At 64.7% G+C, this 22491-nt stretch carries 32 protein-coding genes and 1 pseudogene; 16 read left to right on the forward strand and 17 right to left on the reverse strand.

The genetic code is table 11. From position 1 onward, the window contains the following. Positions 1-22 precede the first annotated feature (22 nt). The 3 genes from AC0L21_RS00585 (at position 23) to AC0L21_RS00595 (ending at position 1049) form a co-directional block, all read left to right on the forward strand. A complete protein-coding gene (locus tag AC0L21_RS00585) occupies positions 23-373 on the forward strand; it encodes a zinc ribbon domain-containing protein YjdM (protein ID WP_027569793.1) in 351 nt (116 codons plus the stop codon). Positions 374-485: 112 nt separating this feature from the next. Further along, positions 486-701, forward strand: a complete 216-nt coding sequence (locus AC0L21_RS00590; protein WP_473257009.1) for a hypothetical protein — start codon at positions 486-488, stop codon at positions 699-701. Between the two features lie 162 nt (positions 702-863). After that, positions 864-1049 carry a hypothetical protein gene (locus AC0L21_RS00595; protein WP_473257010.1) on the forward strand — a complete coding sequence of 62 codons (186 nt, stop codon included), beginning with the start codon at positions 864-866 and terminating at the stop codon, positions 1047-1049. Between the two features lie 22 nt (positions 1050-1071). Here the strand turns inward: AC0L21_RS00595 and AC0L21_RS00600 are convergent, their stop codons facing one another. Continuing rightward, entirely contained in the window at positions 1072-1992 is a 921-nt protein-coding gene (locus AC0L21_RS00600) for a DMT family transporter (RefSeq protein WP_473257012.1), read from the reverse strand. Between the two features lie 38 nt (positions 1993-2030). Between AC0L21_RS00600 and AC0L21_RS00605 the strand changes: the two genes are divergently transcribed. Beyond that, positions 2031-2279: a hypothetical protein gene (locus tag AC0L21_RS00605; protein WP_473258389.1), complete on the forward strand. Its 249-nt coding sequence runs from the start codon at positions 2031-2033 to the stop codon at positions 2277-2279. 153 nt (positions 2280-2432) lie between these two features. Here the strand turns inward: AC0L21_RS00605 and AC0L21_RS00610 are convergent, their stop codons facing one another. Continuing rightward, the gene (locus AC0L21_RS00610; protein ID WP_018454524.1) at positions 2433-2687 is read right to left on the reverse strand and encodes a hypothetical protein; all 255 of its coding nucleotides are present in this window, start codon (positions 2685-2687) and stop codon (positions 2433-2435) included. A 129-nt stretch (positions 2688-2816) separates the two neighbouring features. Continuing rightward, positions 2817-3020, reverse strand: coding sequence for a hypothetical protein (locus AC0L21_RS00615; RefSeq protein WP_473257013.1), 204 nt, complete (start codon positions 3018-3020; stop codon positions 2817-2819). 330 nt (positions 3021-3350) lie between these two features. Here AC0L21_RS00615 and AC0L21_RS00620 point away from each other — a divergent pair, with 330 nt between their 5' ends. Further along, the gene (locus AC0L21_RS00620) at positions 3351-4661 is read left to right on the forward strand and encodes a M15 family metallopeptidase domain-containing protein (RefSeq protein WP_473257014.1); all 1311 of its coding nucleotides are present in this window, start codon (positions 3351-3353) and stop codon (positions 4659-4661) included. Positions 4662-4671: 10 nt separating this feature from the next. On the opposite strand, the gene pdxY is transcribed toward AC0L21_RS00620, so the two are convergent. Genes pdxY through AC0L21_RS00635 form a run of 3 tightly spaced genes read right to left on the reverse strand, consistent with a single transcriptional unit; the run spans position 4672 to position 6912 of the window. Beyond that, entirely contained in the window at positions 4672-5484 is an 813-nt protein-coding gene (gene pdxY, locus AC0L21_RS00625) for a pyridoxal kinase (RefSeq protein WP_473257015.1), read from the reverse strand. A 49-nt stretch (positions 5485-5533) separates the two neighbouring features. Then, a complete protein-coding gene (locus AC0L21_RS00630) occupies positions 5534-6175 on the reverse strand; it encodes an FMN-binding negative transcriptional regulator (RefSeq protein WP_473257016.1) in 642 nt (213 codons plus the stop codon). Between the two features lie 44 nt (positions 6176-6219). Then, complete coding sequence (locus AC0L21_RS00635) at positions 6220-6912, reverse strand: TetR/AcrR family transcriptional regulator (RefSeq protein WP_473257017.1); 693 nt, start codon at positions 6910-6912, stop codon at positions 6220-6222. 97 nt (positions 6913-7009) lie between these two features. Here AC0L21_RS00635 and AC0L21_RS00640 point away from each other — a divergent pair, with 97 nt between their 5' ends. Together AC0L21_RS00640 and AC0L21_RS00645 are read left to right on the forward strand one after the other, a co-directional pair. Then, positions 7010-7675, forward strand: coding sequence for an O-methyltransferase (locus tag AC0L21_RS00640; protein WP_473257018.1), 666 nt, complete (start codon positions 7010-7012; stop codon positions 7673-7675). Positions 7676-7839: 164 nt separating this feature from the next. Next, a complete protein-coding gene (locus tag AC0L21_RS00645) occupies positions 7840-8184 on the forward strand; it encodes a DMT family transporter (RefSeq protein ID WP_473257019.1) in 345 nt (114 codons plus the stop codon). Between the two features lie 51 nt (positions 8185-8235). Here AC0L21_RS00645 and AC0L21_RS00650 read toward each other — a convergent pair. Then, a pseudogene (locus tag AC0L21_RS00650) lies at positions 8236-8551 on the reverse strand (hypothetical protein). 83 nt (positions 8552-8634) lie between these two features. Beyond that, entirely contained in the window at positions 8635-8841 is a 207-nt protein-coding gene (locus AC0L21_RS00655; protein WP_473257020.1) for a hypothetical protein, read from the reverse strand. 110 nt (positions 8842-8951) lie between these two features. Between AC0L21_RS00655 and AC0L21_RS00660 the strand changes: the two genes are divergently transcribed. Further along, entirely contained in the window at positions 8952-9230 is a 279-nt protein-coding gene (locus AC0L21_RS00660; RefSeq protein ID WP_473257021.1) for a DUF3551 domain-containing protein, read from the forward strand. An 18-nt stretch (positions 9231-9248) separates the two neighbouring features. Here the strand turns inward: AC0L21_RS00660 and AC0L21_RS00665 are convergent, their stop codons facing one another. The 3 genes from AC0L21_RS00665 to AC0L21_RS00675 all read right to left on the reverse strand — a co-directional run bounded on the left by AC0L21_RS00665 (position 9249) and on the right by AC0L21_RS00675 (position 12795). Then, positions 9249-9527 (reverse strand): hypothetical protein, encoded by a 279-nt coding sequence (locus tag AC0L21_RS00665; protein ID WP_027517641.1) that lies wholly within the window; start codon positions 9525-9527, stop codon positions 9249-9251. Between the two features lie 173 nt (positions 9528-9700). Next, positions 9701-10699, reverse strand: a complete 999-nt coding sequence (locus AC0L21_RS00670) for an SH3 domain-containing protein (protein ID WP_473257022.1) — start codon at positions 10697-10699, stop codon at positions 9701-9703. Between the two features lie 173 nt (positions 10700-10872). Then, the gene (locus tag AC0L21_RS00675; RefSeq protein WP_473257023.1) at positions 10873-12795 is read right to left on the reverse strand and encodes an FAD-binding monooxygenase; all 1923 of its coding nucleotides are present in this window, start codon (positions 12793-12795) and stop codon (positions 10873-10875) included. Positions 12796-12898: 103 nt separating this feature from the next. Here AC0L21_RS00675 and AC0L21_RS00680 point away from each other — a divergent pair, with 103 nt between their 5' ends. Then, positions 12899-13363, forward strand: a complete 465-nt coding sequence (locus tag AC0L21_RS00680; protein WP_007591720.1) for a MarR family winged helix-turn-helix transcriptional regulator — start codon at positions 12899-12901, stop codon at positions 13361-13363. 121 nt (positions 13364-13484) lie between these two features. Continuing rightward, positions 13485-13913 carry a COG4315 family predicted lipoprotein gene (locus AC0L21_RS00685; RefSeq protein WP_473257025.1) on the forward strand — a complete coding sequence of 143 codons (429 nt, stop codon included), beginning with the start codon at positions 13485-13487 and terminating at the stop codon, positions 13911-13913. A 7-nt stretch (positions 13914-13920) separates the two neighbouring features. On the opposite strand, the gene AC0L21_RS00690 is transcribed toward AC0L21_RS00685, so the two are convergent. Next, positions 13921-14538: a L,D-transpeptidase gene (locus AC0L21_RS00690; protein WP_063628391.1), complete on the reverse strand. Its 618-nt coding sequence runs from the start codon at positions 14536-14538 to the stop codon at positions 13921-13923. A gap of 353 nt (positions 14539-14891) precedes the next feature. On the opposite strand from AC0L21_RS00690, the gene AC0L21_RS00695 reads away from it, so the two are divergent. The 4 genes from AC0L21_RS00695 to AC0L21_RS00710 all read left to right on the forward strand — a co-directional run bounded on the left by AC0L21_RS00695 (position 14892) and on the right by AC0L21_RS00710 (position 17366). Further along, complete coding sequence (locus AC0L21_RS00695) at positions 14892-15914, forward strand: hypothetical protein (protein ID WP_473257026.1); 1023 nt, start codon at positions 14892-14894, stop codon at positions 15912-15914. A gap of 378 nt (positions 15915-16292) precedes the next feature. Beyond that, a complete protein-coding gene (locus AC0L21_RS00700) occupies positions 16293-16523 on the forward strand; it encodes a DUF6894 family protein (RefSeq protein WP_007591727.1) in 231 nt (76 codons plus the stop codon). A 92-nt stretch (positions 16524-16615) separates the two neighbouring features. After that, positions 16616-17005 (forward strand): hypothetical protein, encoded by a 390-nt coding sequence (locus AC0L21_RS00705; protein WP_027517634.1) that lies wholly within the window; start codon positions 16616-16618, stop codon positions 17003-17005. 109 nt (positions 17006-17114) lie between these two features. Continuing rightward, positions 17115-17366, forward strand: a complete 252-nt coding sequence (locus AC0L21_RS00710; protein WP_473257027.1) for a hypothetical protein — start codon at positions 17115-17117, stop codon at positions 17364-17366. 28 nt (positions 17367-17394) lie between these two features. On the opposite strand, the gene AC0L21_RS00715 is transcribed toward AC0L21_RS00710, so the two are convergent. The 5 genes from AC0L21_RS00715 to AC0L21_RS00735 all read right to left on the reverse strand — a co-directional run bounded on the left by AC0L21_RS00715 (position 17395) and on the right by AC0L21_RS00735 (position 20868). After that, positions 17395-17580, reverse strand: coding sequence for a hypothetical protein (locus AC0L21_RS00715; RefSeq protein WP_018454544.1), 186 nt, complete (start codon positions 17578-17580; stop codon positions 17395-17397). 175 nt (positions 17581-17755) lie between these two features. Beyond that, the gene (gene minE / locus AC0L21_RS00720; protein WP_007609560.1) at positions 17756-18037 is read right to left on the reverse strand and encodes a cell division topological specificity factor MinE; all 282 of its coding nucleotides are present in this window, start codon (positions 18035-18037) and stop codon (positions 17756-17758) included. Next, complete coding sequence (gene minD, locus AC0L21_RS00725) at positions 18034-18849, reverse strand: septum site-determining protein MinD (protein WP_007591740.1); 816 nt, start codon at positions 18847-18849, stop codon at positions 18034-18036. Before minD ends, minE begins: the two co-directional genes overlap by 4 nt. Positions 18850-18868: 19 nt before the next feature. Next, a complete protein-coding gene (minC, locus tag AC0L21_RS00730) occupies positions 18869-19567 on the reverse strand; it encodes a septum site-determining protein MinC (RefSeq protein ID WP_473257028.1) in 699 nt (232 codons plus the stop codon). Positions 19568-19851: 284 nt separating this feature from the next. Then, positions 19852-20868, reverse strand: coding sequence for an ABC transporter substrate-binding protein (locus AC0L21_RS00735; RefSeq protein ID WP_473257029.1), 1017 nt, complete (start codon positions 20866-20868; stop codon positions 19852-19854). A gap of 99 nt (positions 20869-20967) precedes the next feature. Here AC0L21_RS00735 and AC0L21_RS00740 point away from each other — a divergent pair, with 99 nt between their 5' ends. After that, complete coding sequence (locus tag AC0L21_RS00740) at positions 20968-21615, forward strand: TetR/AcrR family transcriptional regulator (protein WP_007591743.1); 648 nt, start codon at positions 20968-20970, stop codon at positions 21613-21615. Between the two features lie 85 nt (positions 21616-21700). Beyond that, a complete protein-coding gene (locus tag AC0L21_RS00745; protein WP_473257030.1) occupies positions 21701-22471 on the forward strand; it encodes an ABC transporter permease in 771 nt (256 codons plus the stop codon). Positions 22472-22491: the final 20 nt, after the last annotated feature.

Here is a 22491-nt window from a genome sequence, read left to right on the forward strand (position 1 = left end):
GTGACGGGCGACGAGGCGAATAATGACCGACGCGATGAAATGTCCGACCTGCAACTCCGAGCACGCTTATCAGGATCGCGGCCTCTGGGTCTGCCCGGAATGCGGCCACGAATGGAGCGGCACGGCGGAGGCCGCCGCGGACGCCGCGCAAGAGGCCGGCGTGCGCGATGCCAACGGCAATGCGCTCACCGACGGCGACAGCGTCATCGTGATGAAGGATCTCAAGGTCAAGGGCTCCTCCTCCGTCGTCAAGGGCGGCACCAAGGTCCGCAACATCCGCCTGCAGGACGCGACCGACGGCCACAACATCGCCTGCAAGATCGACGGCATCGGCGCGATGAATTTGAAATCGGAGTTCGTGAGGAAGGCGTAAGCGCCGCGAACGCCAGGCGACCGCCAACGACGCATCGGGACGAAGAAGCGATGCGTCGGCCTGAACTTTTCGCGAGTTCGGCCGTTCTCTCTGTCAACAGAGGATGGCGGAAATGGTTTTCGATTTGCGGATCATCGCGATCTCGGCGAGTCTCGTTTTGGCTTCGATCGCGGTTGCCGCGGCCAGCGATCTGCGCGACCAGCCGTCCTCGGCCGCCGCCGGAACGAGCGGGCCTGCGGGCGATGCGCGACCCATTCGCGTCGTTCTGCCCGCGCCATGGGAGCCCGCGACGCCGTCGTCAGGTTCAGCGGCCGCTACGCGAAAATAACCCGCCCTACGATCCCGCCAGCCGCACGTCCTGTTCAAAAGTGGACATACGCTGCTGCGCCGGGCCGGTACCGATCACTCAGCATCCGCACGACAATTTTGGGAGGCCGCTCTGCGAGAACCGCCAACAAGCGACGCGACCGGGCCGAACCCCACCGATGACATGTTCGACAATCTGAGCGATCAGGCCGTCTTGCGATTGTACGAAAACATCCGGCATCAGGTTGCCGCCGACAAGGCGCTCGGCGGCAGGTATCGGCTGCTCGGAAAATCCGCCAGCGAGCGCGCCGAGCGGCTCGGGCGGGAGCTGACCTGCCGGGGCGTCAAGTTCACCACCATCGAATGGTAAGCGCCGTTCGCAGGCTTGCGATCTATCGCTGCCGCTGCGCCAGATAGAATCCGCACAGCACCGTCACCAATCCCGCCGTCTGCAATAGTGTCGGCGGCTCGCCGAGCAGGAGCCAGCCGGTGAGCACCGTCAGCGCCGGCACGCAGGCAGGGACGACGGCGGCGCGGGCGACGCCGAGGCGCTGCACCGAGACTGCGAACAGATAAAGCGCAGCCGGGCCCGCAAGCACGCCCTGCGCCAGCGCCTGGATGGCGTTCTCACCGATACCGATCGCCGCGATCCGCGCGAGTCCGCCGGTCATGAGGTAGATCGGCAGCAGCAGCAGCGACAGCACGTTGATGACGAGCGCAGCCGACACGGCCGAGACACGCCAGTGGCGCAGCAGCGCGCCGAAACCTGCGAACATCAATCCGGTCAGCACGAAGGTCAGATCGCCGAGCACGCCGTCGACGCCGATATGGCCGATTGATTCCGCGCCGATCACGCCGAGTCCGCCGACGATGACGACAGCGCCGGCGATGCGCGACGCGGAGACGTGCTCCTTCAGGAACAAGGCCGCGAGCAGCAGGCCGCCGAGCGTCGCGCAGGAGGGCTGGATCACGCTGCCATGGCCGAGCGGCACGAACAGAAAACCAGTGTAGGAGATCAGCGACATCACGGGGCCGCCGAGCACCATCAGCGCAAGGCCCCTGCCCCAGCCGATGCCGCAGAGATCGGAGATGCCGCCGCGTATCACCAGCGGCAGGAACGCGATGCCGGACCAGACATAGCGATGCACGAGCAGATCGACCGGCGTGAAGCCGACCTTGAGCCCGTGCCGCGTGCCGGCAAAGCCGAGCGCCCAGAACACCGCCGCGGCGAGGCCGCAGAGCACGCCGACAAGCGCCGGCGCCGCATCGTTCTTTTGAGTGAGAGCGTCGGCGCCGCTCGTCCGCTGATCCATCAGCAAGGCTTATGTCAGCCAGCGACGAGGCTCAACCCATGCCGTTGCAGATCTGGCTAGAAAAATCCGGGGCTGAGATCGAGCCCATATGTCAGGCTCAGAACGAACACGAACAGCGCGGCGGCTGCGAACAAGGCGAGATGCCTAAGAATGAACGCGCGCGGCGAGACGCTTGCAACAACGGCTTTCTGTGCAATGGGCATGACTACTCCATTATGAAAATGATTCTTGGCTGCTCAATAAGCAGCGACCGCATCAAGCGCCGCGATCTGCAAAGCAACTATTAAAGAGATCACACTCGCTTTGAACGGCCGTACACAAGTGACACGTGATCATGACTCGCCGCGCAAAAAAAAGACCGCGCTCCCGAAGGGAACGCGGTCCAGGCAGGCTCGGAAAAAGAACCTGCGTTGGCTTGATGTTGGCTTGTGGGCCCCAGATCAGCGGGCGCTACCCGTTGTCACATCAGCGGTCTTCACCTTGCGCGGCGACAGAACGCGAGCTTGGTGAACCGAAGCAACGTTGGTGGGCGCCGAGGCCTGCTGCTCGACATGCGCGGCACCGAGCACGCGCACCTGCATCGGGGAAACCGGAAAGCCGTTGGCCTCATAAGTCGGCAGCTCAGCGGCGAAAGCCGCGGTGCTGCCCGCGATCGTCAGGATGGCGGCGGCGATCGACAGAGTCTTCTTGTTCACGGGTGATGCTCCTTCAGTGGAAGATTCGGAGCACATTTAAGCGCGTTTTGCTGCATTGCGACATCCGTTGTTGCAACGCAACAACGCGCCGGGTGCATGGCAATATGTTTAATGCGCGTGGGCGGGGACTCAGCCGCCGAGCACATGGCCCCAGCCGTCGAAAACGTAGTCCTTCCAGATCACGGTTCCGTCATCGCCCGTCCGGCTGGCCCGCCTGAAATCGTCGGCCTGCTCAGCGGTCCAGGTGATGATCGTATCGGAGAGCTGGTCGTGCAGGATGGCGGGCTCGCTGGGATCGAAGGCGTCCATCGGACGAAGCGAGGAGTGCGTCATGGGCGCCTAACGCGCCGACCGTGACAAGGTTGCGCAACGTGTGGGTGAAACACCCTTACGGCGACCCGTGCCAGAATATTCGTCCTTATCGAATTTTGCACACCGCCCGCGCGCAAGCGCCGGTGGAACCGTGATGGAACCCGCGTTGCCCCCGCGCAACACCTGGTCGAAAAGCCCGCTTTTGCCGAATTGCGCCATTGCGCCGCCACACCGTCCTCCGAACAATCGACGCGCGGCGTGCCTTTTCGTGCAAGACTGTTTGGCCAAGACTGTCTGGTCAGACTATTCGGAGAAGACGAGGTTCAACAGAACCGTTTGGAGGCAGGGATCATGAATGATCGGCGGTCTCTTCTGGTGGCGGTCTCCTGCCCCTCGGCGGTTCTCGCCGGCTGGCTGGCGCTTTCTTTGTCCGCGTATGCTCCTGCCCTCATCGAGAACAGCGGCGCCAATGCTTCTGCCGTCTCGCGCGCTAAGGATCTTGGCCGGCTCGACCTCGCCGACATCCCGCACGCTGCGGCCATCGAGGACGGCGTCGCCCTGACCGCCGATATCGCGGCCGCCGTCGCTGCGACACCCTCGATCGTAACCACCGAAGTGGCAGCGCCCGAGGCCCCAGCTCTGGCCATCAAGCTCGCCTCGGCCGACCCAGTGCTGATCTTGCCGACCGAGGCGCCGCTCGCGCCGCAGATTTCGCCTGACCCAGCACCAGTCGCCAGCGAGGTTGCTCCGGCTCCGGCGCCGGAGCCCGTGATCAAGCTCGCATCCGCCGATCCCACTGAGATCGTGACGACGGACGCGCTGTCGCCCGCGACGATCGCGACCGGCCCCGCGCCTGCCGCGAGCAAGGCTTCGCCGTCTGCGGATACGACCGCGGTACTCGACGAATGCTACGTCATGGAAGCCTGCATCGACCGCTATCTCTGGGCGCTCTACCAGCGCACGCCCAAGGAAGACTCGGTCAAGGTCGAGGATCGCCGCGCCGTCACCGTCAAGCGCAAGGGCAAGATGGTAACCGTGATGCGCAGCTTCACGAAACTGGTCGACGAGGACTTTGGCTGGAAGGATCCGAAGGCGGCCGACCGCGCCGGCATGTCGATGATGGACTACGTCATCGGCGGCATGGACAAGAGTTTCAAGAAAAAGCTGTTTCGTACGTTGCTCGCGGCTGAGGCTGCCGGGCTTTCGCCGGGCATCACCAGCGCGTTCCGCGACGACTATCGCCAGTCGATCGCGAGCGGCCTGAAGGCCGCCTCCGACCGCTCCTATCATGGCGGCAGCACGCGAGGCGGATACGGCCACGGCATGGCGGCCGACATCGTCAGCACCAAGGGCGACAACCGCGCGCAACGCTGGGTCTCGACCGAGGTGCTGTGGAAGTGGGTCGATGCCAATGGCAAGGCGCTCGGCATCGGCCGGCCCTATCTCGGCCGCGATCCCCCGCATGTCGGTCCGGTCGACGGTACGGAATACGTCTCGCGCCGCGGCACGTCGGACCGCAAGGAAGCCAACGTCAAGCCGAGGAAAGCGCGCGCCGTGGCAAGCGCAAAGCCGCCAAAGGCGAAGGCACAGGCGACGCGCGAGCAGAAGATCCCCGCGAAGCCGCAGAAATCAGCGCAATCGGCCGCGAAGCGCGCGACCTGAGTATGACGGCTTACCGTCCCGGCATCGGCAGCGGCACGAGCCGCATCTCCGCGGTGCCTGCCTCCTGCGTCCGCACCAGCACCGCGAAGATGGTTTCGACCGCGAGCCGCACCGCCGCCTCGGTCGCTGTGCCCTTGGCCAGATGCGCCGCGATCAGGCCGCTGAGGAGATCGCCGGTGCCTGAGGGGCGGATCGGCAGGCGCAGCGTCGCAAAGCGCGACAACTGACCGTCGGCGCACAGAATCGTTTCCACCTGCCCTTCCGCCGTATCAGTGAGCGTGCAACCGGTGGCGACCACGTCGATGCGGCCGGTCCCGGCCAGCGCCGCGCACGCCGCGCGCAGGCCCTGCGCATCCGCGATGTCGAGGCCTGCGAGCAGCCCGAGTTCGAACTGGTTCGGCGTGGTCAGATTGGCGACCGGCAGCAGCCGGTGCCGGACCACGTCCAGGATGCCGTCGGCGACGTAGACCCGGCCGTCATCGCCGATCACGGGGTCGCAGAGATAGACCAGCTTCGAATTGCGGGTCAGCGCCCGCTCGACGAAATCGGCGACGACAGCGGCATTGCCGGACGAACCGAGATAGCCGGTGACGAGGATCGCGGCCTCGTCGACGAGATCGCGCTCCTCGACGCCTCTGAGCAAATCTGAAACAAGCTCTGTCTCCAGCACCCGCCCGCGCAGGCTCGGATAACGCGGATGGTTCGACAGCAGCGTTGTCGGCACCGCCGCGACATTCACCCCTTCCGCCTGGATGGCATAGGCGGCGGCGCTGTTGCCGACGTGACCGTGGACCACCTGGCTTTGAATGGAGATGACGAGCATGAAAGAGGTCCGTAGGGTCAAATGCCGGAGCGCGCAAGAGTAGCCCGGATCACGAACCGTGGTACCCAAGCCCCGGCCGCAGCACTTGCATCTTCCGCGCCAGCCGCCGATGCCCGCTCTCCTCCGACCGTGCCAGCCGGCCGGCGACCGCGACGTGGTCCGCATCGCTCTTCTGCTGGTTGAGCTTTGTCTGCCCCTCGACGGTATCCACTACGAGATCGATGACGCGAATGGCGGCCAACATGGTCTCGCGCTTGTCTGGCTCCATCTGCGCCAGGTCCCATGGCGTCTTCGGCAGCCGCGCTTCGGCGACCGCGAGTAGCGCATCGCCGTGCCCGCGGTTCTCCTCGAGCCCGCGCCGATGCGCCACGCCCGAGAGGTGCACGGCCTCGTAGAGCCAGGTCGAGACGTTGTCGCGCGAAGAATACCAGTCGTTGGAAATGTAGGCGTCGTCGCCGGCAACGATCAGCAGGAAGCGCCGCGTGCCGTCCGCGAGCGGAACGAGCGGATTCCCGGCGGTGAAATGGATTTGCACGATCGTGCGCCCGTCGCGCTGCTCCAGCACGAAGGGCACATGCGAGGCGCGCGGACCGCGCTCATCCGCCGCGACGATCATACCGAAGCCGCGCTGACTTGCGAATTCCAGCGCTTGCTGCTCCTCGATGCGGAATTGGGGGCGGAGGACATGCATGGCGGGGCGCTCGTCGACTGGCTGGAGGACAGATCGAGGCTAACTCATGATCCGGTCAAGTCAGAAGCGATATTGGCCCGCAAACGCGGATGTCGGGAATGATCTCGCCGCCGCGCCAGCTCATCGATATAGGCGCAGAACATGTCGGCCATTGCGTCGGCATGATGCGCGATCTCCGCCTCGTTGCGCGGTGTCTCCGAGAACTGCTTGCCAACCTCGCTCAGCGTCGTCTTGATCAGCTCGCCGGCAAGCTCCCGCGTCGCATCCGGCGCGTTGGGCAGGGCCTCCCGCATGAAGGCCGCGACGATGCCGTTACCGGCGGCCCGCGCGTCGTGTGCTTCGGGCGCATCGCGATAGAGCGGCGCGGCGTCGCTGAGCGCCGTGCGGATCGCAGCCTCCTCGCACTCGGAACGAATGAAGGCGTGGACCAGCGCTCGCAGCCGCACCAGTGGCGGTTTCGCCCGGTCCGCCAGGATGCCGCGCAGGAGCTCGCTCGTGCGCCGCCACTCGTCGCTCTGGAGGCGGAACAGGATCGCCGCCTTGTTCGGAAAATATTGATAGAGCGACCCGACGCTCACCCCGGCCCGTTCGGCCACCCGCGCCGTCGTGAAACGCTGCGCCCCCTCCTTGGCAAGGACCTGAACAGCCGCGTGCAGAATGGCCGCCACCAGCTCGTTCGAGCGGGCCTGCTGCGGCTGTTTTCGTGAGGAAACTGAACGGCTTCGGCGATCGGCCATGGCGCCCTCGGAAAATGCGAATAGCGAATGCGACGAATTAGTCGTATTTCAATTCTCACGCAAGCACGCGCCTCGCGACGACATCTGGAGACTACACATGACCACCCCTACCATCATATCACTTGCACCACTGCTCGATCGTCTGTTCGACCAGGACGAAGCGGCGCGCGGCGCGATGCGAGCCGCGTTCGCCGATGTGACCGACGCCGAACGCGCACGGATGATGCGGAGCAAGACCGCTTACCGCGACCTCTACGGGCGGCTGAAGGACGCACCGCTCGCAGTCTCCCGCGAGACCGGTCACCTGCTTTACATGCTCGCACGCAGCTCCCGCGCTAAAGCGATCGTCGAGTTCGGCACCTCGTTCGGCGTCTCGACCCTGCACCTTGCCGCGGGCTTGCGCGACAATGGCGGCGGCCGCCTCATCACCACCGAATTCGAACCGTCCAAGGCGGCCCGGGCGCGCGAGAACCTCGCGGCCGGCGGGCTGCTGGATCTCGTCGAAATCCGCGAAGGCGACGCGCTGAAGACGCTTCAAGTCGACCTGCCCGACACGATCGATCTCGTGCTGCTCGACGGCGCCAAGGCGCTATATCCCGATATCCTGGATCTGGTCGAAGGCCATCTCCGACCGGGCGCGATCATCGTCGCCGACAACGCGGACGACAGTCCCGACTATCTGGCGCGCATGCGCAGGCCCGGAAGCGGCTACATGTCCACGGCCTTTGCCGAGGATGTCGAACTCTCCGTGCGGATCAACTAACGCCACCGCCAATGGGCCGCCGCGCGAACCATCGCGCGGCGGTTTCGTGCTGCGCTCCGCCGTGTCGCAGGCTCGTCACTGACACGTGATAACTGGACCCGGGCAAACGTCATATTCCCCGTACCGCGCGGTATTTTTCTTTGCGCAACACGCCCGAGCCCGCGATGACTTCGGCCTTCAATGCCTACGCAGCGCTTGCCCTCGCTATCGTCCTGGAGGTCACGGCGTCTGCCTTCCTCCAGCAATCCGCGCAGTTCACGCGGCCGTGGCCGACGCTGGCGATGGTGCTGTTCTATGTCGCCTCGTTCTACGCGCTGTCGGTCGCGATCCGGGTCATCCCCCTGAGCATCGCTTATGCGATCTGGGGCGGGGTCGGCATCATCCTGACGGCAACCGTCTCCTTCGTGCTGTTTCGCCAGATGTTCGACGCTGCGGCCTTCGTCGGCATCGCGCTGATCGTGTCCGGAGTCGTGGTCATCAACCTGTTCTCGGCGGCCACGGTGCATTGATGCCGGCAAGGCCTCGGCTTGGCGACGCCCTCTCGGGCAGCCGGCTCACACCTACTGGCTTTGCGACGGCGTGGGAGCACGCCGCCTGGATCGCTTCGCGCCAGGCTTGGCCGCAGCTCCAGGCGGCGCCGTGTCGACCGATTCCAGATAGGCGGCAAGTGCCTTGGCTGTGGCCGAACTGGTTGCGTAGTGGTCCTTCAGGAACCAGGACAGCGTCAGGTTGAAGCGCCCTTTTGGCGAGGCCGCGCGGGCTGCGATGGCAGGTCGCGCATCCATCGGCGAAGAGCTTTTGCGGCGACTTGCCGGCATCGAGATTTTGCGCGGCGGCAATTGTCGCCGTCAGGACGGCGGCGGCTGCAAGAGTCATAGTTGGAAGACTCATCAGGCGCGCGGTCACGCCGCGCCCCGATCGAATGTGCGAAATCAATGTCGTCCCTGCCCGTCTTGCGGTCAGGCCGCCAATAGCTGATCGAAATCGGGCGGCGCGTAGGCCTTGCCGTCCTGGTCGGTGATGACGACCTTCCACCCCTCGCTCGCCCAAACCTTCGCCTTCGCGACGATGAGCAAACGGCTCTCGCGGGCAAAACTGCACTTCTCGTTGTCGCGTTCTGCGACCATCTTGTAGGCCAATGCGCATCCCCTTGCGTTGCCCTGCACCCGCTCTCGTCGTGGCAGCGGGCTTTGGCGGCAATTCGCCGGGAGCGTGGCAATTTGGTGCCATCCGCGGCAGCATGTGCTTTGTTCCGGCTAAGCGAGGGAGATCGATCGTGCGCCGCATCATGAATGCGATTCTGCTTCTCGCGGGCTTGTTTGGTGCGGGCCTGCCCCGCGCAGCGCCGACAGCGGCGCAGACCTACGATCCGCGTCATCCCGTCTGCATCGAGATCTACACCATCGACGGCCGCAGCATCGATTGCAGCTTTGCGACAATGGCGCAGTGCGCCGCGACCGCGTCCGGGCAGTCCGCCCAGTGCTACGCCAATCCCTATGCCGCGCAGAGCCGGCAGCTGAGCCCGGTTCCGTCGCCGCCGCGACGAAGCCGATAGCACAGGTCTGCGCTCCGATCAGTGGACGCGAATGATGTGGGGGCGGCCAAGATCGATCAGCCCCTGCACCGCCGAGAGGCGGTCGTCGAGGGCTGCGATGGTCAGCAACAGATTGTTGCGGCGTTCGTCGAGAAGGCCCATCTCGGCGCCGGAGAGTTTGGTGCTCGATCGCTCCTTGTGAATCACCTCGAGAGATTGGCGCAATCCGGCAATCAGCCCGGACAGCTGCTTGGCTTCCTTGGTCATCGACCGCTTCGCGACATTATGGCGGCGCGTCTCCGCCTGGTTCTGTCTCATCGTCGTCATCCTCCCGTGCCCCGCTGCCCCGAGTGGATGCTTACAGCTTTGAGTAGACATATTACGATCGATGAAATCTGTCCGCGAAGAAGCTTCTTAAATTGTACGCGCACGGAACCCGGTCCGCCCCGAGCAGAAAGCCCGGCGCGAGGGCCGGGCTTTTGTTGGTAAATTTAGTGCTTTTGGTGGCCGCCACCGGGACCGCCGGCCGGCGCACCGCCGCCGTGCGGCGCGGCGTTGATGTGAGGTGCGCCGCCACCAGCGCCATGAGGCATCGCAGGCGCAGCCGCGCGCGGCGCCGGCATCTGGGCATGAGCATTCATCGGCGAGCCGCGGCTCACATTGGGCTGGGCCATATGCGGCATCGCGGGCCGGCTTGCGGGCGCGGCTGATACACGCGGCGCCTCGTGTGCGCGCGCCATCGGTTGCGCAGGCACAGCCGCGCGGTGTGCGGCCTGCTCGTGCATGATGCGGGCCTGTGCATCGCGCGGATTGCGGCCCTGAAGATTGGTCCGCTCATGCGCGATGCGGTCAGCTCGTCCCGCACGGCTCCGGTCCGTCGTCACCGCAGTCTCGTGCCTGGCGATCGCGGCGTCGTGTCGTGAAGTCATGGTATCACGGCCGGAGACCGCGGCCGCGCCCTTAACACTTTCCTTCGCATTTACCTTGGCATTCGCACCGTTGCGCCCGAGTGCGACCGCCGCATCGCGCGTTGCCGCGCGGCCGATGCGAGCCGCGCGCGGATCGATCGTCATCCGCATCGCGTCGCGCTGGTGCGAAGTCCAGTAGCTATTCCAGTGGGCATGCCGCCGATACCAGGGCCGCCCCTGATAATAGCTCGACCAGTACGAGGTCAGCACGAAGGGGACGATCGGCACGTCGATCTCGTCAACATAGTCGGGGAGATAGACGTAGTGATTGCGGTAGAGATATTCGAGATATTGCGACGACACCCAGCCGCGGTCATCCGAGAAGCTCACGTCGCACCAGGCATTGCCGCGCAGGCAACCATGGATGTCGACGCGGGCGCCCTCGGGGATGCGATCGACCAGCGGAAAGCCCGGACCCGGCCCGGCGCGCAGGCCGGTCGAGACGGTGACCATGCCCGGTGCGGCCAACGCGGCCGTCGGGGCGAGCAGCAATGCGGCTAACAACACGCTTCGGAATTTCATGGCGTAGTCCTCCTCTTTCGAGTCGGAACGCGCAGGCACAGCGGGCGTTCCGCGTGCGAAGATCTCATTCGTCAAAAGATCGAGACGTATACCGCGCGCGGTTCAATATTCATTCGCCGTTCATCGACACCGCGCGGAGAGAGAGCCTGCGGGTGCGCCGGCGACCTCACTCGTCAGTTCACTTGCAGCATGAAGGCGTCGAAGTACGCAGCAAGCGCAGCAAAATCATCGAGCGGCAGCACGGTCGCGACATACTGATCCGGCCGCACTACGACCATGCAGCCCGCCCTACGGTCGATGCCGCGCATGGTGAAAACGTCCTGACCATTCTTGAGGTCCGGACAGAACAACTTCTCGTAGTCGATCAGGCCGTACCGGCCCTTGCGCGGAAGCAGCAGCGCTGGCATCGCCTCGACGGCGAGCTCGCGATGATCCTGCTGGAACACCGCCCGCAGGTCGATCACGCTGTCGATGTCGGCGGCCGCGGGCGTGTAACGCCGGACCGGCGACTCCCGCGCCTCGGAGAGGAAATTGCACAAGGCGCGAATGGCCGAGCCGGCGGCTGCCGGATCATCAGCGCCGGAGAAAGCGTAGATGCGGAAGCGGCCATCCGCCGGCGCAGCGTGACCGAGATGCACGGGCTTGGCATCCGCAAGCCGGATCACCGGCGCGGAATGAAAGCGCGTGCCGATGACGAAACCTTGCGCGAGATGCTGATGGGAGGTCGCTCCGGTCAGAACCGACGGGCGGTAGTGCGTCGCCGTGCCCGCGGTGTAGCGGCCGTGCTTCACGAAATAGTCCTGCGTCCTGGCGGCGTCGGCGCCGCCGGTCTTGGCCGCGGACGCGAGAATCCCGGCCCATTCGCGATCGAAATCGATCAGCTCTTTCGCAACCGCCTGGCGCTCCTCCGAATAGGAATGCAGCAGGCTCGGCGCAGACTGCTTGCGCAAAACGGCAGCGAGCTTCCAGCCGAGATTGAAGGCGTCCTGCATCGAGACGTTCATGCCCTGCCCCGCCTTCGGGCTGTGGGTGTGGCAGGCATCGCCGGCGATGAAGATCCGCGGCAGACGCGTGGCGATCTCGGTCTCCGGCACGTCGTCGAACTTGTCGGTCAGGCGCTGGCCGATCTCGTAGACCGACCACCACGCGATCTCCTTCACATCGAACGTATGCGGCTTCAGGATCCGCTGCGCTTTCGCGATCACGTCATCGGCGGTGATGTTGCGATTGGCGACGCGCTCGCCGATGTCGAGCTTGGCGAGCTCGACATAGAGGCGGACCATGTAGCCGCCCTCGCGCGGAATGATCAGCAGGCTGCCGTCCTTCGCCGACTGGATCAGGGCTTTGAAGCGGATGTCGGGAAAATCGGTCACCGCCAGCACGTCCATCACGCCCCAGGCATGATTGGCGGAATCGCCGAGCAACTCGCGGCCGATCGATCTGCGCACCATGCTGCGGGCGCCGTCGCAGCCGACGACGTAGCGCGCCTTGATCGTCTCGACCTTGCCCTCGTTCTCGGCATCGACCCGTTCGAGCCGCGCCGTCACGGCATGGTCGGAGGGACCCGCGGCCGGATCGACCCGAAGGTCGAGCAGGCGCCGGCTGTAATGGGGCTCGAGCCTCGCTGGCGCCTTGCGCATGACGTCGAGAAAGCCGTCATGGATGCGCGCCTGGTTGAGAATGACGTGCGGGAATTCCGACAAACCGTCCTCGACGTCCTGCACCCGGCCGCTGCGGACGATATGTTCCGGCGCCCGCTCGTCCGGCTTCCAGAATGTCGTCTCGTTCACCCAGCAGGCTTCCTTCAGGACGCGCTCACTGAATCCGAAGGCGTGGAACATCTCCATGGTGCGGCATGCGATGCCGTCGGCCTGCCCGACCAGCAAGCGGCCCGGCTTCTGCTCGACGATGCAGGTCTTGATGTCGGCAAACTGGGCAAGCTGGGCCGCGAGCGTCAGGCCCGCAGGGCCACAGCCGACGATGAGGACATCGACCTCGTCAGGCACGCCCCCCGTTGCGCCCGAACCCTGAATGCGCGCGGCGGGATCGGCGATCTCAGGGTCGCCCGGCTGAAATCCATTGAGATGGAATTGCATGAGCACCTCTCCCGGATACGCTCTGTTTGGATATTGCTCAGTATGCTGACTATCAGTATACTTGTCAACGACACCGGCGGACCTGCCCCAACGGAGAAATTCGGTGAAAGACAACAACGACATGCCCGGACATCTGGCGCGCCGATTCCAGCAGATCGCGGTCGCGGTGTTTCTGGCCGAAGTCGGGGATGCCGGCTTCGACCTCACGCCGGTGCAATACGCCGCGCTCGCGACCATCAAGGCTAATCCTGGGCTCGACCAGGTGACCCTCGCAGGATTGATTGCCTACGACCGCACCACCATCACCGGCGTGATCGACCGCCTCGTGCAGAAGGGGCTCGCGGAGCGCCGCGCCTCGCGCCGCGACCGGCGTGCCCGCGAGCTCGAGATCACCGACGAAGGCCGCCGCACGTTGCGCAAGATCACGCCGGCCGTGGAATCCGCGCAACGCATCATGCTGCGCGGCCTCAGCGCGAAAGAAAGTGAGGATCTGATGCGCCTTCTGCACAAGGCCATCGCCGCCGGCAACGAGCTCAGCCGCGCCCCGCTGCGCGAGGCGCAGGCATAACCCCCGTAATTCTACCGGTAATTGTCGCAGTGTCGCGAAACCAGGAACTAACCTTCGCCTGTTACGGTCGGCCGCATTCGGCGTTTAACGCGCGATTAACTTTGCCGGTCTGGAGTTTCGGATGTTCAGGTTCCTCATTGCGGCGGCGGCCATCGCGCTCTCGACCGCTCCGGCACTCGCGAACGGCCATGGCGGCGGCGATGCCCCTCCTCCGCCGAAGCCCGCGACCTCACCGGCGAAGGTCATCCTGACCAAGCAAGGCCCCACGCTCGTCGACCTCAATGGCATGACGCTCTACTATTACGAGCGCGATACCACCGGCAAGACGTCGAACTGCAACGGCAAATGCGTCGAGAGCTGGATTCCGCTCTCCGCAACGGCCGATGCCAAGGCGATCGGCGACTTCACCGTGATCAACCGCAACGACGGCAGCAAGATGTGGGCATATCGCTATCGTCCGCTCTACACCTCGCCGGCCGACAAGGCGCCGGGCGAGGCCAACGGCAATGCCACGACGCTGCAATGGCGCATCGCCCGTCCCGAGAACTAGGGCGACCTCACCCGCGCCAGCTCGGCCGCGCCTCGACCTGCGCGTTCTGTCCGGGCGGCAGCACCACGACCATTGAATTGAGCTTCACCCGGTCATAGAGATCGATCACGTCCTCGTTGCGCATCCGGATGCATCCGGACGAGATCGCCTGCCCGATATATTCCGGCTGGTTGGTGCCGTGGATGCGGTAGAGCGTGTCCTTGTTGCCGGCATAGAGATAGATGCCGCGAGCACCCAGCGGATTCGCGGGACCACCGGGCACACGCGCCGGATAGGGTCCGAGCCGCGCCTGGATGTCCGCCGTCGGAACCCAGTCCGGCCATTCCGCAAGGCGACCGACCCGCGCGACCCCGGAGAACGCCATGGCTTCCTCGCCGACCGCGACACCGTAGCGGATCGCCTTGCCTTCGGGCAGCACGAAGTAGAGGTAGCGCGCATCGGTATCGACCAGGATCGTGCCCGGCTGCTCCTTGCGCGGGTAATCGACGATATGACGAAGATATTGCTCGGGCACGTTCGCCTGCGCGTACGGCGTATGAGCGAGTAACTGCCGGTCGCGCGGCGTCATGCTCGCGTCTGTCGATGGCGAAAGCGTCGTCTGCATGCAGCCGCCCAACGGAAGCATGGCAAGGACGAATAGAACTAATAAGGATCTTGGCACCGCCGGCCCCAATAGCGATAGCAGCACCCCCAGCAACACCAGATGCTGCCAAAATCGTGCTGAAAACAAGGCATTGCGGAACAATTACGCGTGTTTGGTCGACCGGGTTCCATCACCACAAACGGCGCAAGAGCGTCGCACAGTCTCCATCCCCTCGCCTTGCTTTGGTCAAACCCGGCTGGACTCGTGCGTCATGTGCTTGGGCCTCGGGAATTGGATGGGCTCACCTCACGGATCTGCTCGCGCGAATGCGGACGGCCAACACTTCAACTACTCAACACCGGGCTTCAAAACACCCGGGCTTCAAAGGAGCTGCGATGCTCGCGACGCTGAACTCTCGGCAAATCGTCGATGAGATCGTGAAGGACACGGTCACGAACAACGACCCGCACGACGCGGTGCAGATTTCGCCTGACATTGTGCTGGCCTCGCGCCGTCTCAGCGTCGCGCCCGCGCTTGCGCCTGAGATCACGGCCCGTCCGGACCCCAAAATAGATCCGGCGTTCGCGCTGAAGTCCAGGATGAATCCGCAGCCGAAGTTCAGTCCCATCGCGGAGCCGCAGGCGGCAGCGCCCTCGGTCGACACCGCCGTGCGCGTCGCGCCCGGTGATGGCCTCAGCCGGCAGAAGCGCTCCTCGGCCGGCAAATGGCTGCGCGGCGCGTTCGTCACGATGCTGTTTGCGGGCGGAAGCGCGGCCGCCACTGTCGCCTGGGAGAAACATGGCGACACCGCAAGACAGATGCTCGCCGAATGGACGCCGGCATTGGCCTCGCTACTGCCTTCGACCTCGGAGACGGCACCGCTCGCCGCCGCACAGGCTGCGCCGCCTGCGGACCAGGCCGCAACGGGTCAAGCCGCCACGGATCAAGCGGTCGATCAATCTGCGGCTCCGCCTGCAACCCAGGTTGCAGCAGCAGTGCCCACGGCAACACAACCCGATCCTGTACAATCGGTGCAGTCGATGACGCGCGATCTCACCGCGATGGCGCAACAGATCGAGCAGCTCAAGGCCAACATCGCCGAGTTGAAGGCCGGGCAGGAGCAGATGGCACGCGAGATGGCGAAGCCGCCGGCGCCGAAGCCGGTGGCCGATGCGAAGCCGCGCGTCGATCCGCGCGCGCAAACGTCCGCGCTGCCGCCGCGGCCCGCGGCGCCGCCGGTTCGCAAACCGAAGCCGGTCGTGTCGCACACCTACATGCCGGCTTATTCGCCCGCGCCGCTCGCGCCGCCGCCGCCGGCCTCGCAGGCTGCCGCAGCCCCACCGCCAGCTGCCATGACGACGCAAGCCGTTGCCGACGACGACGGACCTGTCGTGCGCCCGCCAATGCCGCTGCGCTGAACCATCTCACGCGAGGACACGACGCGTCGCGCCAGGGACGCTGTCCGAGTCGGTGTGATGCGTTGAGTCCGGATGACTACGGGAAGCGATGCTTCGATCGTTTTTGCATCAAGAGAAAAGGCCGTCGGGATCTATGCCGGCGGCCTTCTCTTGCAGCTGCCGGTTCCCGGAGCCCGGTTCTGCTGCAATTTCATGCCTCATGATCACGCCGACATATTTAATAAAATCTTAACACGCTTGAATCTTGCACATCATTTCTGCGCCATAAGCACAGAGATTGCGCGCGCCGTTCATTCGATAAACATCGACTCAGTGGTACCATCGGTCATGTGTTGAAACGTCGACCCGAAGCTCAATTCGTCATACCGGGGAATTCGGATGCCTTACTATTCCTTCGATCTCGTGGTTGGTGAAGAGTTCAAGAACCAGGGCGGTATCATCCTCGAAGACATCGAGGTCGCCTCCGATCGCGCCGTTCAGCTGGCCACCGAGCTGTCGCAGGTGAAGCCCGAGCTGCAAAGCAAGGGTTGCGCTGTGCGCGTCACCGACCGCGATCACAAAGAGGTCTATCGCACGCCGCTTGATCCGGTGCCGGCCTGGCGGCGCTAGCTCGCCGGCCGTCTTCGCGGCCGCACGCTATCCCCATTGCGGAGCGGCGCGCCAGCCGTTAGCCTTCCCGAAAATTCGGGGAGGTACCAAGGATGCGCACTGGTTTTCTGATGACGGCCCTGTTGCTGCTGGCGGCGCCGGCCCAAGCGGCCGACCATCCACGTTCGACCTATGTCACGTTGGTTTTGCAAGCGTTCGCCGCCAAGGTCGAATGTCCCGGCACCGATGTCGTCTACCAGGATCTGGTGCAGAAGGCGGAGCAGATGCAGCTGCCCGAAGGCACCACCGAGAAGGTCCGCAAGGCGATCGCCTGGATGCACACCGGCGGCAAATTGGGCGAGAAGCAGGACGACGATCTGATGGCCGAGGTCGCGGTGGCCACCCAGGCGACCGACCTCAACCAACGCCGCCTCGGTATGCCCAGCTGGTGCGAGGCCCAGAAGACCAACCTCGCCGGCCTGATCCGCAGCAAGGGCGGCTAGCGTGATCGCGCGGCGTTAAGCACGCCGCGCCGGAACTTTCGCTTCGGCCAATAATCGTCACAATCCTCGCCAGCATGCGGCTCTCTTCGAATTCGAACAGGGGAGCCCCATGCGCATCAACCATGTCCTTCTCGCGGTCGCGTTTGCCTTTGCTACGGTGCTGACTGCGCCCGTGCTGGCGAAGAATTCCGATGCCCAGAAGGGCGAGGACAAATCGACCTCGTCCTCATCGTGCAGCGCCTATCAGCAGGCGCCCGACGGCTCGTGGGAGCCGCTCCCCTGCAAGGAGACCGGCGAGCGCTCGCAGCCGCAGACGCAGCATCGCACATCACCGCAGGGCGCGGATCGCGGGGAGCATTGAACGCGGGGAACCTTGACGCGCGAGGGTGTCAGCTCTGGTGCGGACCGCGGATGATCTTCATCGCGTCGGCGATGTGACGCCACTCCTTAGCCTCATCGGCCTCGCCGCGGCCCTCGCAAGCCCTGGCCTGTTCGGCGGCCTTCGCGATCGCCGCAAAACCATGCTGTTCCAGCATCTGGCGCGCGACGGTGTGGACCTGGACCTCGGTCATCATGGGCGTTCTCCCGTTTGACGAAACCGCGGTGCATCGCGCCGCCGCGGGTTGTTCACAACGATTGAGCCCCGGACCTCGTTCCGCAGCGTTCCCGTCCGCGCGCAAAAGGCGGCCCGCTATGCCCAGCGGACCGCCTTTTCACCCACCCCAATTTGAAGCGTCGCGGCCGAAATCCCTATCCGGCCGCCGCGCGCCTGCGCTCGAAATCGTTGGGCACCTCGATATCGACCTCGAGGGTCGAGACCTCGTCGCCGCGATCGAGCCGGACGATGACCTTGGTCGGGTCCAGCGTGACGTGCCTGGAGACGACCGCGAGAATTTCCTCACGCAGCACACCGAGCAGATCGGGCTGGCCGCGCAGTCCGCGTTCATGGGCAAGCAGGATCTGCAACCGTTCGCGCGCGACGGGTGCAGAGGCCTTGTTGCCGCGGAGAAGCCGAAGCAGACCCATGCTCATGCGGCCCTCCGTCGCAGCAGGCGGTCCATGAATCCCTTGCGCTCGGTCGGCACCTGCATCGGCACGGTGTCGCCGCACAGCCGCCGCGCCGCGTCGATATAGGCCCGCGCCGGGGCGCCTTCCGCGTTCGAGAGCGTCACGGGCGTACCGACATTGGAGGCGCGCAGCACGTCCTGGCTCTCCGGGATGATGCCGAGCAAGGGTGTTGCAAGAATTTCGAGAATGTCCTCGATGGTCAGCATCTCGCCGCGCGCGGCGCGCGAGGGATCATAGCGGGTGATGAGAATGTGCTTCTCGACCCGCTCGCCCTTCTCGGCCCGCACCGTCTTGGAATCGAGCATGCCGATGATGCGATCGGAATCGCGCACCGAGGAGACTTCGGGATTGGTGACGATCACGGCTTCGTCGGCAAAGCGCATCGCCATGGAGGCGCCGCGCTCGATGCCGGCCGGGCTGTCGCAGATCACCCAGTCGAAACGGCTGCGCAGATCGTCGATGACCTTGCCCACTCCCTCTTCGGTCAGCGCGTCCTTGTCGCGGGTTTGCGAGGCCGGCAGCAGCCAGAGGTTCTCCAGCCGCTTGTCCTTGATCAGCGCCTGCGGCAGCTTTGCGACACCCTGCACCACGTTGATGAGGTCGAACACGACGCGGCGTTCGGCGCCCATCACGAGGTCGAGGTTGCGCAAGCCGACGTCGAAATCGACGACCACGACCTTTTCGCCGCGTTGCGCGAGCGCAGCCCCCAGTGCGGCGGTCGTCGTCGTCTTGCCGACGCCCCCCTTGCCTGACGTCACGACCAGTACCTTGGCCATCTCAAAAATCTCCTTCTGGTCAGTTCAGCGCAGTAATTCGCATGGTGTTGCCCTGCAGCCAGGCTTGGGCCGGCTTGCCGCGCAGGGCCGCGTCGATATCGTCGGCGGTCTGGTAAAAACCATCGATTGCAAGCAGTTCGGCCTCGATCTTCTGACAATAGATGCGTGCGCTCGTGTGACCGTTCACGCCCGCCATGGCGCGGCCGCGCAGCGCGCCGTAGATGTGAATGGAGCCGCCGGCGACGACCTCGGCGCCCGAGCCGACCGAACCCAGAATGGTGACGTCGCCTTCGGGGAAGATCACGGTCTGGCCGGAGCGCACGGGGCTTTCGAGCAGCAGCGAGGTCGGCTTGGTCTCGACCTTTGCCTCAACCTTCTTGGGCGCACTCGGTTCGACCACGCAGCTCCGCCCGCCCGACAGCAGCGGCGGCATCATGGGGGTCAGCCGGCCCTCCTCCACGCCCTCGATCCCGAGCACGCGGATGTTGCGGTCCTGAAGGCTGGTGAGCAGATGGCCGATGCCGGACTGGCTGAGATCGACCGAGGACAGGTCGATCACCACGGGGCGGCCCGCGAAGAAGCCCGGCGAGCGCGCGATGGTGGTGTCGATCTCCTGCAGCCAGTCATGGATCGGAACCGTCGGCACGAACACGAAGGCCACATAGGAGCGCCCACGCAAGCGCACCATTTGGCGTTGAGGTTTTACTGCAGCCTCCATAGCGGCCGACTCGTTCCCTGTTATTGAATGGTTAACGATGCCGCCGATATGGTTAATGGCCGGTTAATTTCTCCGTGGGGTTACGTGGAGGCGGGCTGGCCGGCCGTGGCTCTCGGCGACGGGCAGCCGCCCCGATCTCCGGTGTCGTCCTGGCGAAAGCCAGGACCCATACCGCGGGATCCATCGATGCGGACGGTGGGAGCACCGAACCACGAGTCTTCGCCAAACCGCGCCCTGGGGTGATGGGTCCTGGCTTTCGCCAGGACGACGATAAGGAAGCCCCCCTACTTCTTGACCTTGCTCGCATCCATCTTGATGGCGGGATCGAGCATCCTGGTCGTGAACGCCGTCGTGACGTCGAACGGCTTCTCCATGCCGAGATAGGTCTGGACCAGCTCGTAGTCCTTCTTCATGCGCTCACCGTCGATCCAACCGAGCGCCTTCGTCGTCGTGAATTCGTCCGTCATCAGGAACTTGATGCGCTCCCACTGGCGCTCCTGATTCTCCTTGTCGAGACCGGAGACCTGATCGAGCAACGCCTTCAGGCAGGGCGCGGCGTCGGCGACGCAAGTCGCGAACGCCTTTTGCGTGACCCGCACGAACTCCTCGACCAGCTTCGGGTTCTTCTGCAGATAGCCGCCGTTGACGATCAGCGAATTGCCGTAAGGGTTGAGCCCGATGTCCTTCCAATTGACGTAGCCGAGATCGCTCCCGAACTCGATCACCTTCAAATCGTGCTCGTTGTAGAAGTCGCTGATGATGTCGACGGTATGGCTCTTCAGCGCGGCGATCTTCGCCGTCGGCCCGACATTGACGAAGCCGACGGAGTCCGGGGCAAGCCCTGCGGCCTTGGCGAAAGCCGGCCACATCACGCGCGAGGCGTCCCCGGGCGGATTGCCGATCTTGTGGCCGGCAAAATCCTTGACCCCGTTCACGCCGTAGCTCTTCAGCCAGTAGAAGGTCTGGCCGGTGTTGGCGTAGACGCTCATGACGGCAACAGCGTCAGCGCCCTTGCTCTTCGCCACCAGCATGGTGGCGAGATCGGCGACGCCGAACGGCGAGCCGCCGGAGCCGACCTTGGCGGCGGAGACGCCGGAGCCCTTGCCGACCTCGATGGTCAGATCGATGCCCGCCTTCTCGTACCAGCCTTGCGCCTTGGCGTAATAGTACGGCGAGTGATCGGCCGTCGGTGCCCAGTTCAGGATCAGATTGACCGCCTCGCCCGCGGTCGCGGGCACGACTGGTGAACCGAGCATCAGGGCCACAGCCAGAGCCGAGCCCGCCGCCTGCAAACGCTTCATCGCATCTCTCCTCGTGCCCGCGACCGGCTTGTCGCTCTCCCCCTGTGAGGATACCAATGCAACAAGGCCGCCCTCAACTTGTCAACTGTTTGGTTGGAAATGCCCGCAAAACGTTCAGGCGACACCGTGCCGCAGCGGCGCGACCCGGTCGCCACCCGCAAGAAGCTGCTCACCGCGGCGCGCGAGGAGTTCGCCCGGCACGGCTTTGCCGGTGCCCGCGTCGACGAGATCGCGGAGCGCGCCGGCGTCAACAAGCAGCTCGTCTACCATTATTTCGGCGACAAGGACGCGCTCTATCTTGCCGTGCTCGAATGGGTTTACGCCGATATTCGCGAGCAGGAGCGCCAGCTCAATCTCGAAGGCCTGCCGCCTGAAAAGGCGATCCGGAAGCTGATCGAAGCCTCGTTCGATTACCTGGCGACGAACCCCGATTTCATCGTGCTTCTGAACGACGAGAACCGCGGCGGTGCCCGCCACGTCCGCGGTTCGACGCGGCTGGAGGCGATGCATTCGCCGCTGGTGAAGAGCGTGTCCCACATCCTTCACGAGGGCGTCCGCGCCGGCATGTTCCGCAAGGGGATCGATCCGATCCAGCTCTATATCTCCATCGCGGGCCTCAGCTATTTCTATCTCTCCAACACACCGACGCTGTCGGCGATCTTCGGCAAGGACCTGTCGAGTCGGGCGGCGCGGCGCGCCCGCCGCCGGCACGTCGCCGATCTCGTACTGCATTCGCTCCGGCCATAATCAACCAACTGGTTGAAACTTCCCTCCGGGACGGTTAGGCTAGAGACCAGGCGGCAAGGTGGCCGGCGGCAACAGGGAGCAACCGGTGACAGGAGACGGCGCCCGCAATACGCGCAGCTTTGCGGTCATCCTGATCGTGCACCTCGCCGTGCTCGTGCTCTGGCAGGTCCTGGTCGATGCCTTCCACGTGCCAAAGTTCATCCTGCCCTCGCCGCTCGCGACAATCCAGACGCTGGGAACCGCGAGTTACGCCTGGGGCGCCAATACGCTGGTGACGGCGATCGAGATCCTCGGCGGCTTTGCGCTCGGCGCATTCGTCGGTGTGGCGCTGGCCGTCATCTTCAGCTGGGCGCCGCTGATCAGCCTCGTACTGCTGCCGCTGTTCGTGACGCTGAATATGATCCCAAAGGTCGCGCTCGGTCCGCTCCTCATCGTCTGGTTCTCCTACGGCATCGTGCCGAACATCCTGATCGCCTTCAGCATCTGCTTCTTCCCGATCCTGCTCACCACCGCGCGCGGCTTGCGCGAGGTGGAGCCGGATCTGCTCGACCTCGTCAAATCGCTGCGCGGCTCGCGCTGGACGCTGTTCCGCAAGATCCAGCTGCCGGGATCGCTGCCTTACATCTTCTCCGGCATGAAGGTCGGCGCCATCCTCGCGGTCGCCGGCGCCATTGTCGGCGAGTTCATCGCCTCCGAGCGCGGGCTCGGCTACCTCATGATCCAGGTGCAATCCTCGCTCGACACGCCCGCGATGGTGATGGCTGTCGTGCTGCTGACGCTGCTCGGCGTCGCGCTTTACGGCTTCGTGCTCGTCCTCGAACGCATGTTCGTGGTCGGTGACGCAACACCGACTTGAACGGCAAAGCCAAGACCAAG

It is taken from the genome of Bradyrhizobium sp. WSM4873, assembly GCF_055811355.1.

Excerpts from the sequence above, each read along its gene's own strand:
- AC0L21_RS00585 (WP_027569793.1), top strand. The coding sequence starts at position 23 with ATGACCGACGCGATGAAATGTCCGACCTGCAACTCCGAGCACGCTTAT.
- AC0L21_RS00590 (WP_473257009.1), top strand. The coding sequence starts at position 486 with ATGGTTTTCGATTTGCGGATCATCGCGATCTCGGCGAGTCTCGTTTTG.
- AC0L21_RS00595 (WP_473257010.1), top strand. The coding sequence starts at position 864 with ATGTTCGACAATCTGAGCGATCAGGCCGTCTTGCGATTGTACGAAAAC.
- AC0L21_RS00600 (WP_473257012.1), bottom strand. The coding sequence starts at position 1,992 with ATGGATCAGCGGACGAGCGGCGCCGACGCTCTCACTCAAAAGAACGAT.
- AC0L21_RS00605 (WP_473258389.1), top strand. The coding sequence starts at position 2,031 with ATGCCGTTGCAGATCTGGCTAGAAAAATCCGGGGCTGAGATCGAGCCC.
- AC0L21_RS00615 (WP_473257013.1), bottom strand. The coding sequence starts at position 3,020 with ATGACGCACTCCTCGCTTCGTCCGATGGACGCCTTCGATCCCAGCGAG.
- AC0L21_RS00620 (WP_473257014.1), top strand. The coding sequence starts at position 3,351 with ATGAATGATCGGCGGTCTCTTCTGGTGGCGGTCTCCTGCCCCTCGGCG.
- pdxY (WP_473257015.1), bottom strand. The coding sequence starts at position 5,484 with ATGCTCGTCATCTCCATTCAAAGCCAGGTGGTCCACGGTCACGTCGGC.
- AC0L21_RS00630 (WP_473257016.1), bottom strand. The coding sequence starts at position 6,175 with ATGCATGTCCTCCGCCCCCAATTCCGCATCGAGGAGCAGCAAGCGCTG.
- AC0L21_RS00635 (WP_473257017.1), bottom strand. The coding sequence starts at position 6,912 with ATGGCCGATCGCCGAAGCCGTTCAGTTTCCTCACGAAAACAGCCGCAG.
- AC0L21_RS00640 (WP_473257018.1), top strand. The coding sequence starts at position 7,010 with ATGACCACCCCTACCATCATATCACTTGCACCACTGCTCGATCGTCTG.
- AC0L21_RS00645 (WP_473257019.1), top strand. The coding sequence starts at position 7,840 with ATGACTTCGGCCTTCAATGCCTACGCAGCGCTTGCCCTCGCTATCGTC.
- AC0L21_RS00665 (WP_027517641.1), bottom strand. The coding sequence starts at position 9,527 with ATGAGACAGAACCAGGCGGAGACGCGCCGCCATAATGTCGCGAAGCGG.
- AC0L21_RS00670 (WP_473257022.1), bottom strand. The coding sequence starts at position 10,699 with ATGAAATTCCGAAGCGTGTTGTTAGCCGCATTGCTGCTCGCCCCGACG.
- AC0L21_RS00675 (WP_473257023.1), bottom strand. The coding sequence starts at position 12,795 with ATGCAATTCCATCTCAATGGATTTCAGCCGGGCGACCCTGAGATCGCC.
- AC0L21_RS00685 (WP_473257025.1), top strand. The coding sequence starts at position 13,485 with ATGTTCAGGTTCCTCATTGCGGCGGCGGCCATCGCGCTCTCGACCGCT.
- AC0L21_RS00690 (WP_063628391.1), bottom strand. The coding sequence starts at position 14,538 with ATGCTTCCGTTGGGCGGCTGCATGCAGACGACGCTTTCGCCATCGACA.
- AC0L21_RS00695 (WP_473257026.1), top strand. The coding sequence starts at position 14,892 with ATGCTCGCGACGCTGAACTCTCGGCAAATCGTCGATGAGATCGTGAAG.
- AC0L21_RS00700 (WP_007591727.1), top strand. The coding sequence starts at position 16,293 with ATGCCTTACTATTCCTTCGATCTCGTGGTTGGTGAAGAGTTCAAGAAC.
- AC0L21_RS00705 (WP_027517634.1), top strand. The coding sequence starts at position 16,616 with ATGCGCACTGGTTTTCTGATGACGGCCCTGTTGCTGCTGGCGGCGCCG.
- AC0L21_RS00710 (WP_473257027.1), top strand. The coding sequence starts at position 17,115 with ATGCGCATCAACCATGTCCTTCTCGCGGTCGCGTTTGCCTTTGCTACG.
- AC0L21_RS00715 (WP_018454544.1), bottom strand. The coding sequence starts at position 17,580 with ATGATGACCGAGGTCCAGGTCCACACCGTCGCGCGCCAGATGCTGGAA.
- minE (WP_007609560.1), bottom strand. The coding sequence starts at position 18,037 with ATGAGCATGGGTCTGCTTCGGCTTCTCCGCGGCAACAAGGCCTCTGCA.
- minD (WP_007591740.1), bottom strand. The coding sequence starts at position 18,849 with ATGGCCAAGGTACTGGTCGTGACGTCAGGCAAGGGGGGCGTCGGCAAG.
- minC (WP_473257028.1), bottom strand. The coding sequence starts at position 19,567 with ATGGAGGCTGCAGTAAAACCTCAACGCCAAATGGTGCGCTTGCGTGGG.
- AC0L21_RS00735 (WP_473257029.1), bottom strand. The coding sequence starts at position 20,868 with ATGAAGCGTTTGCAGGCGGCGGGCTCGGCTCTGGCTGTGGCCCTGATG.
- AC0L21_RS00740 (WP_007591743.1), top strand. The coding sequence starts at position 20,968 with ATGCCCGCAAAACGTTCAGGCGACACCGTGCCGCAGCGGCGCGACCCG.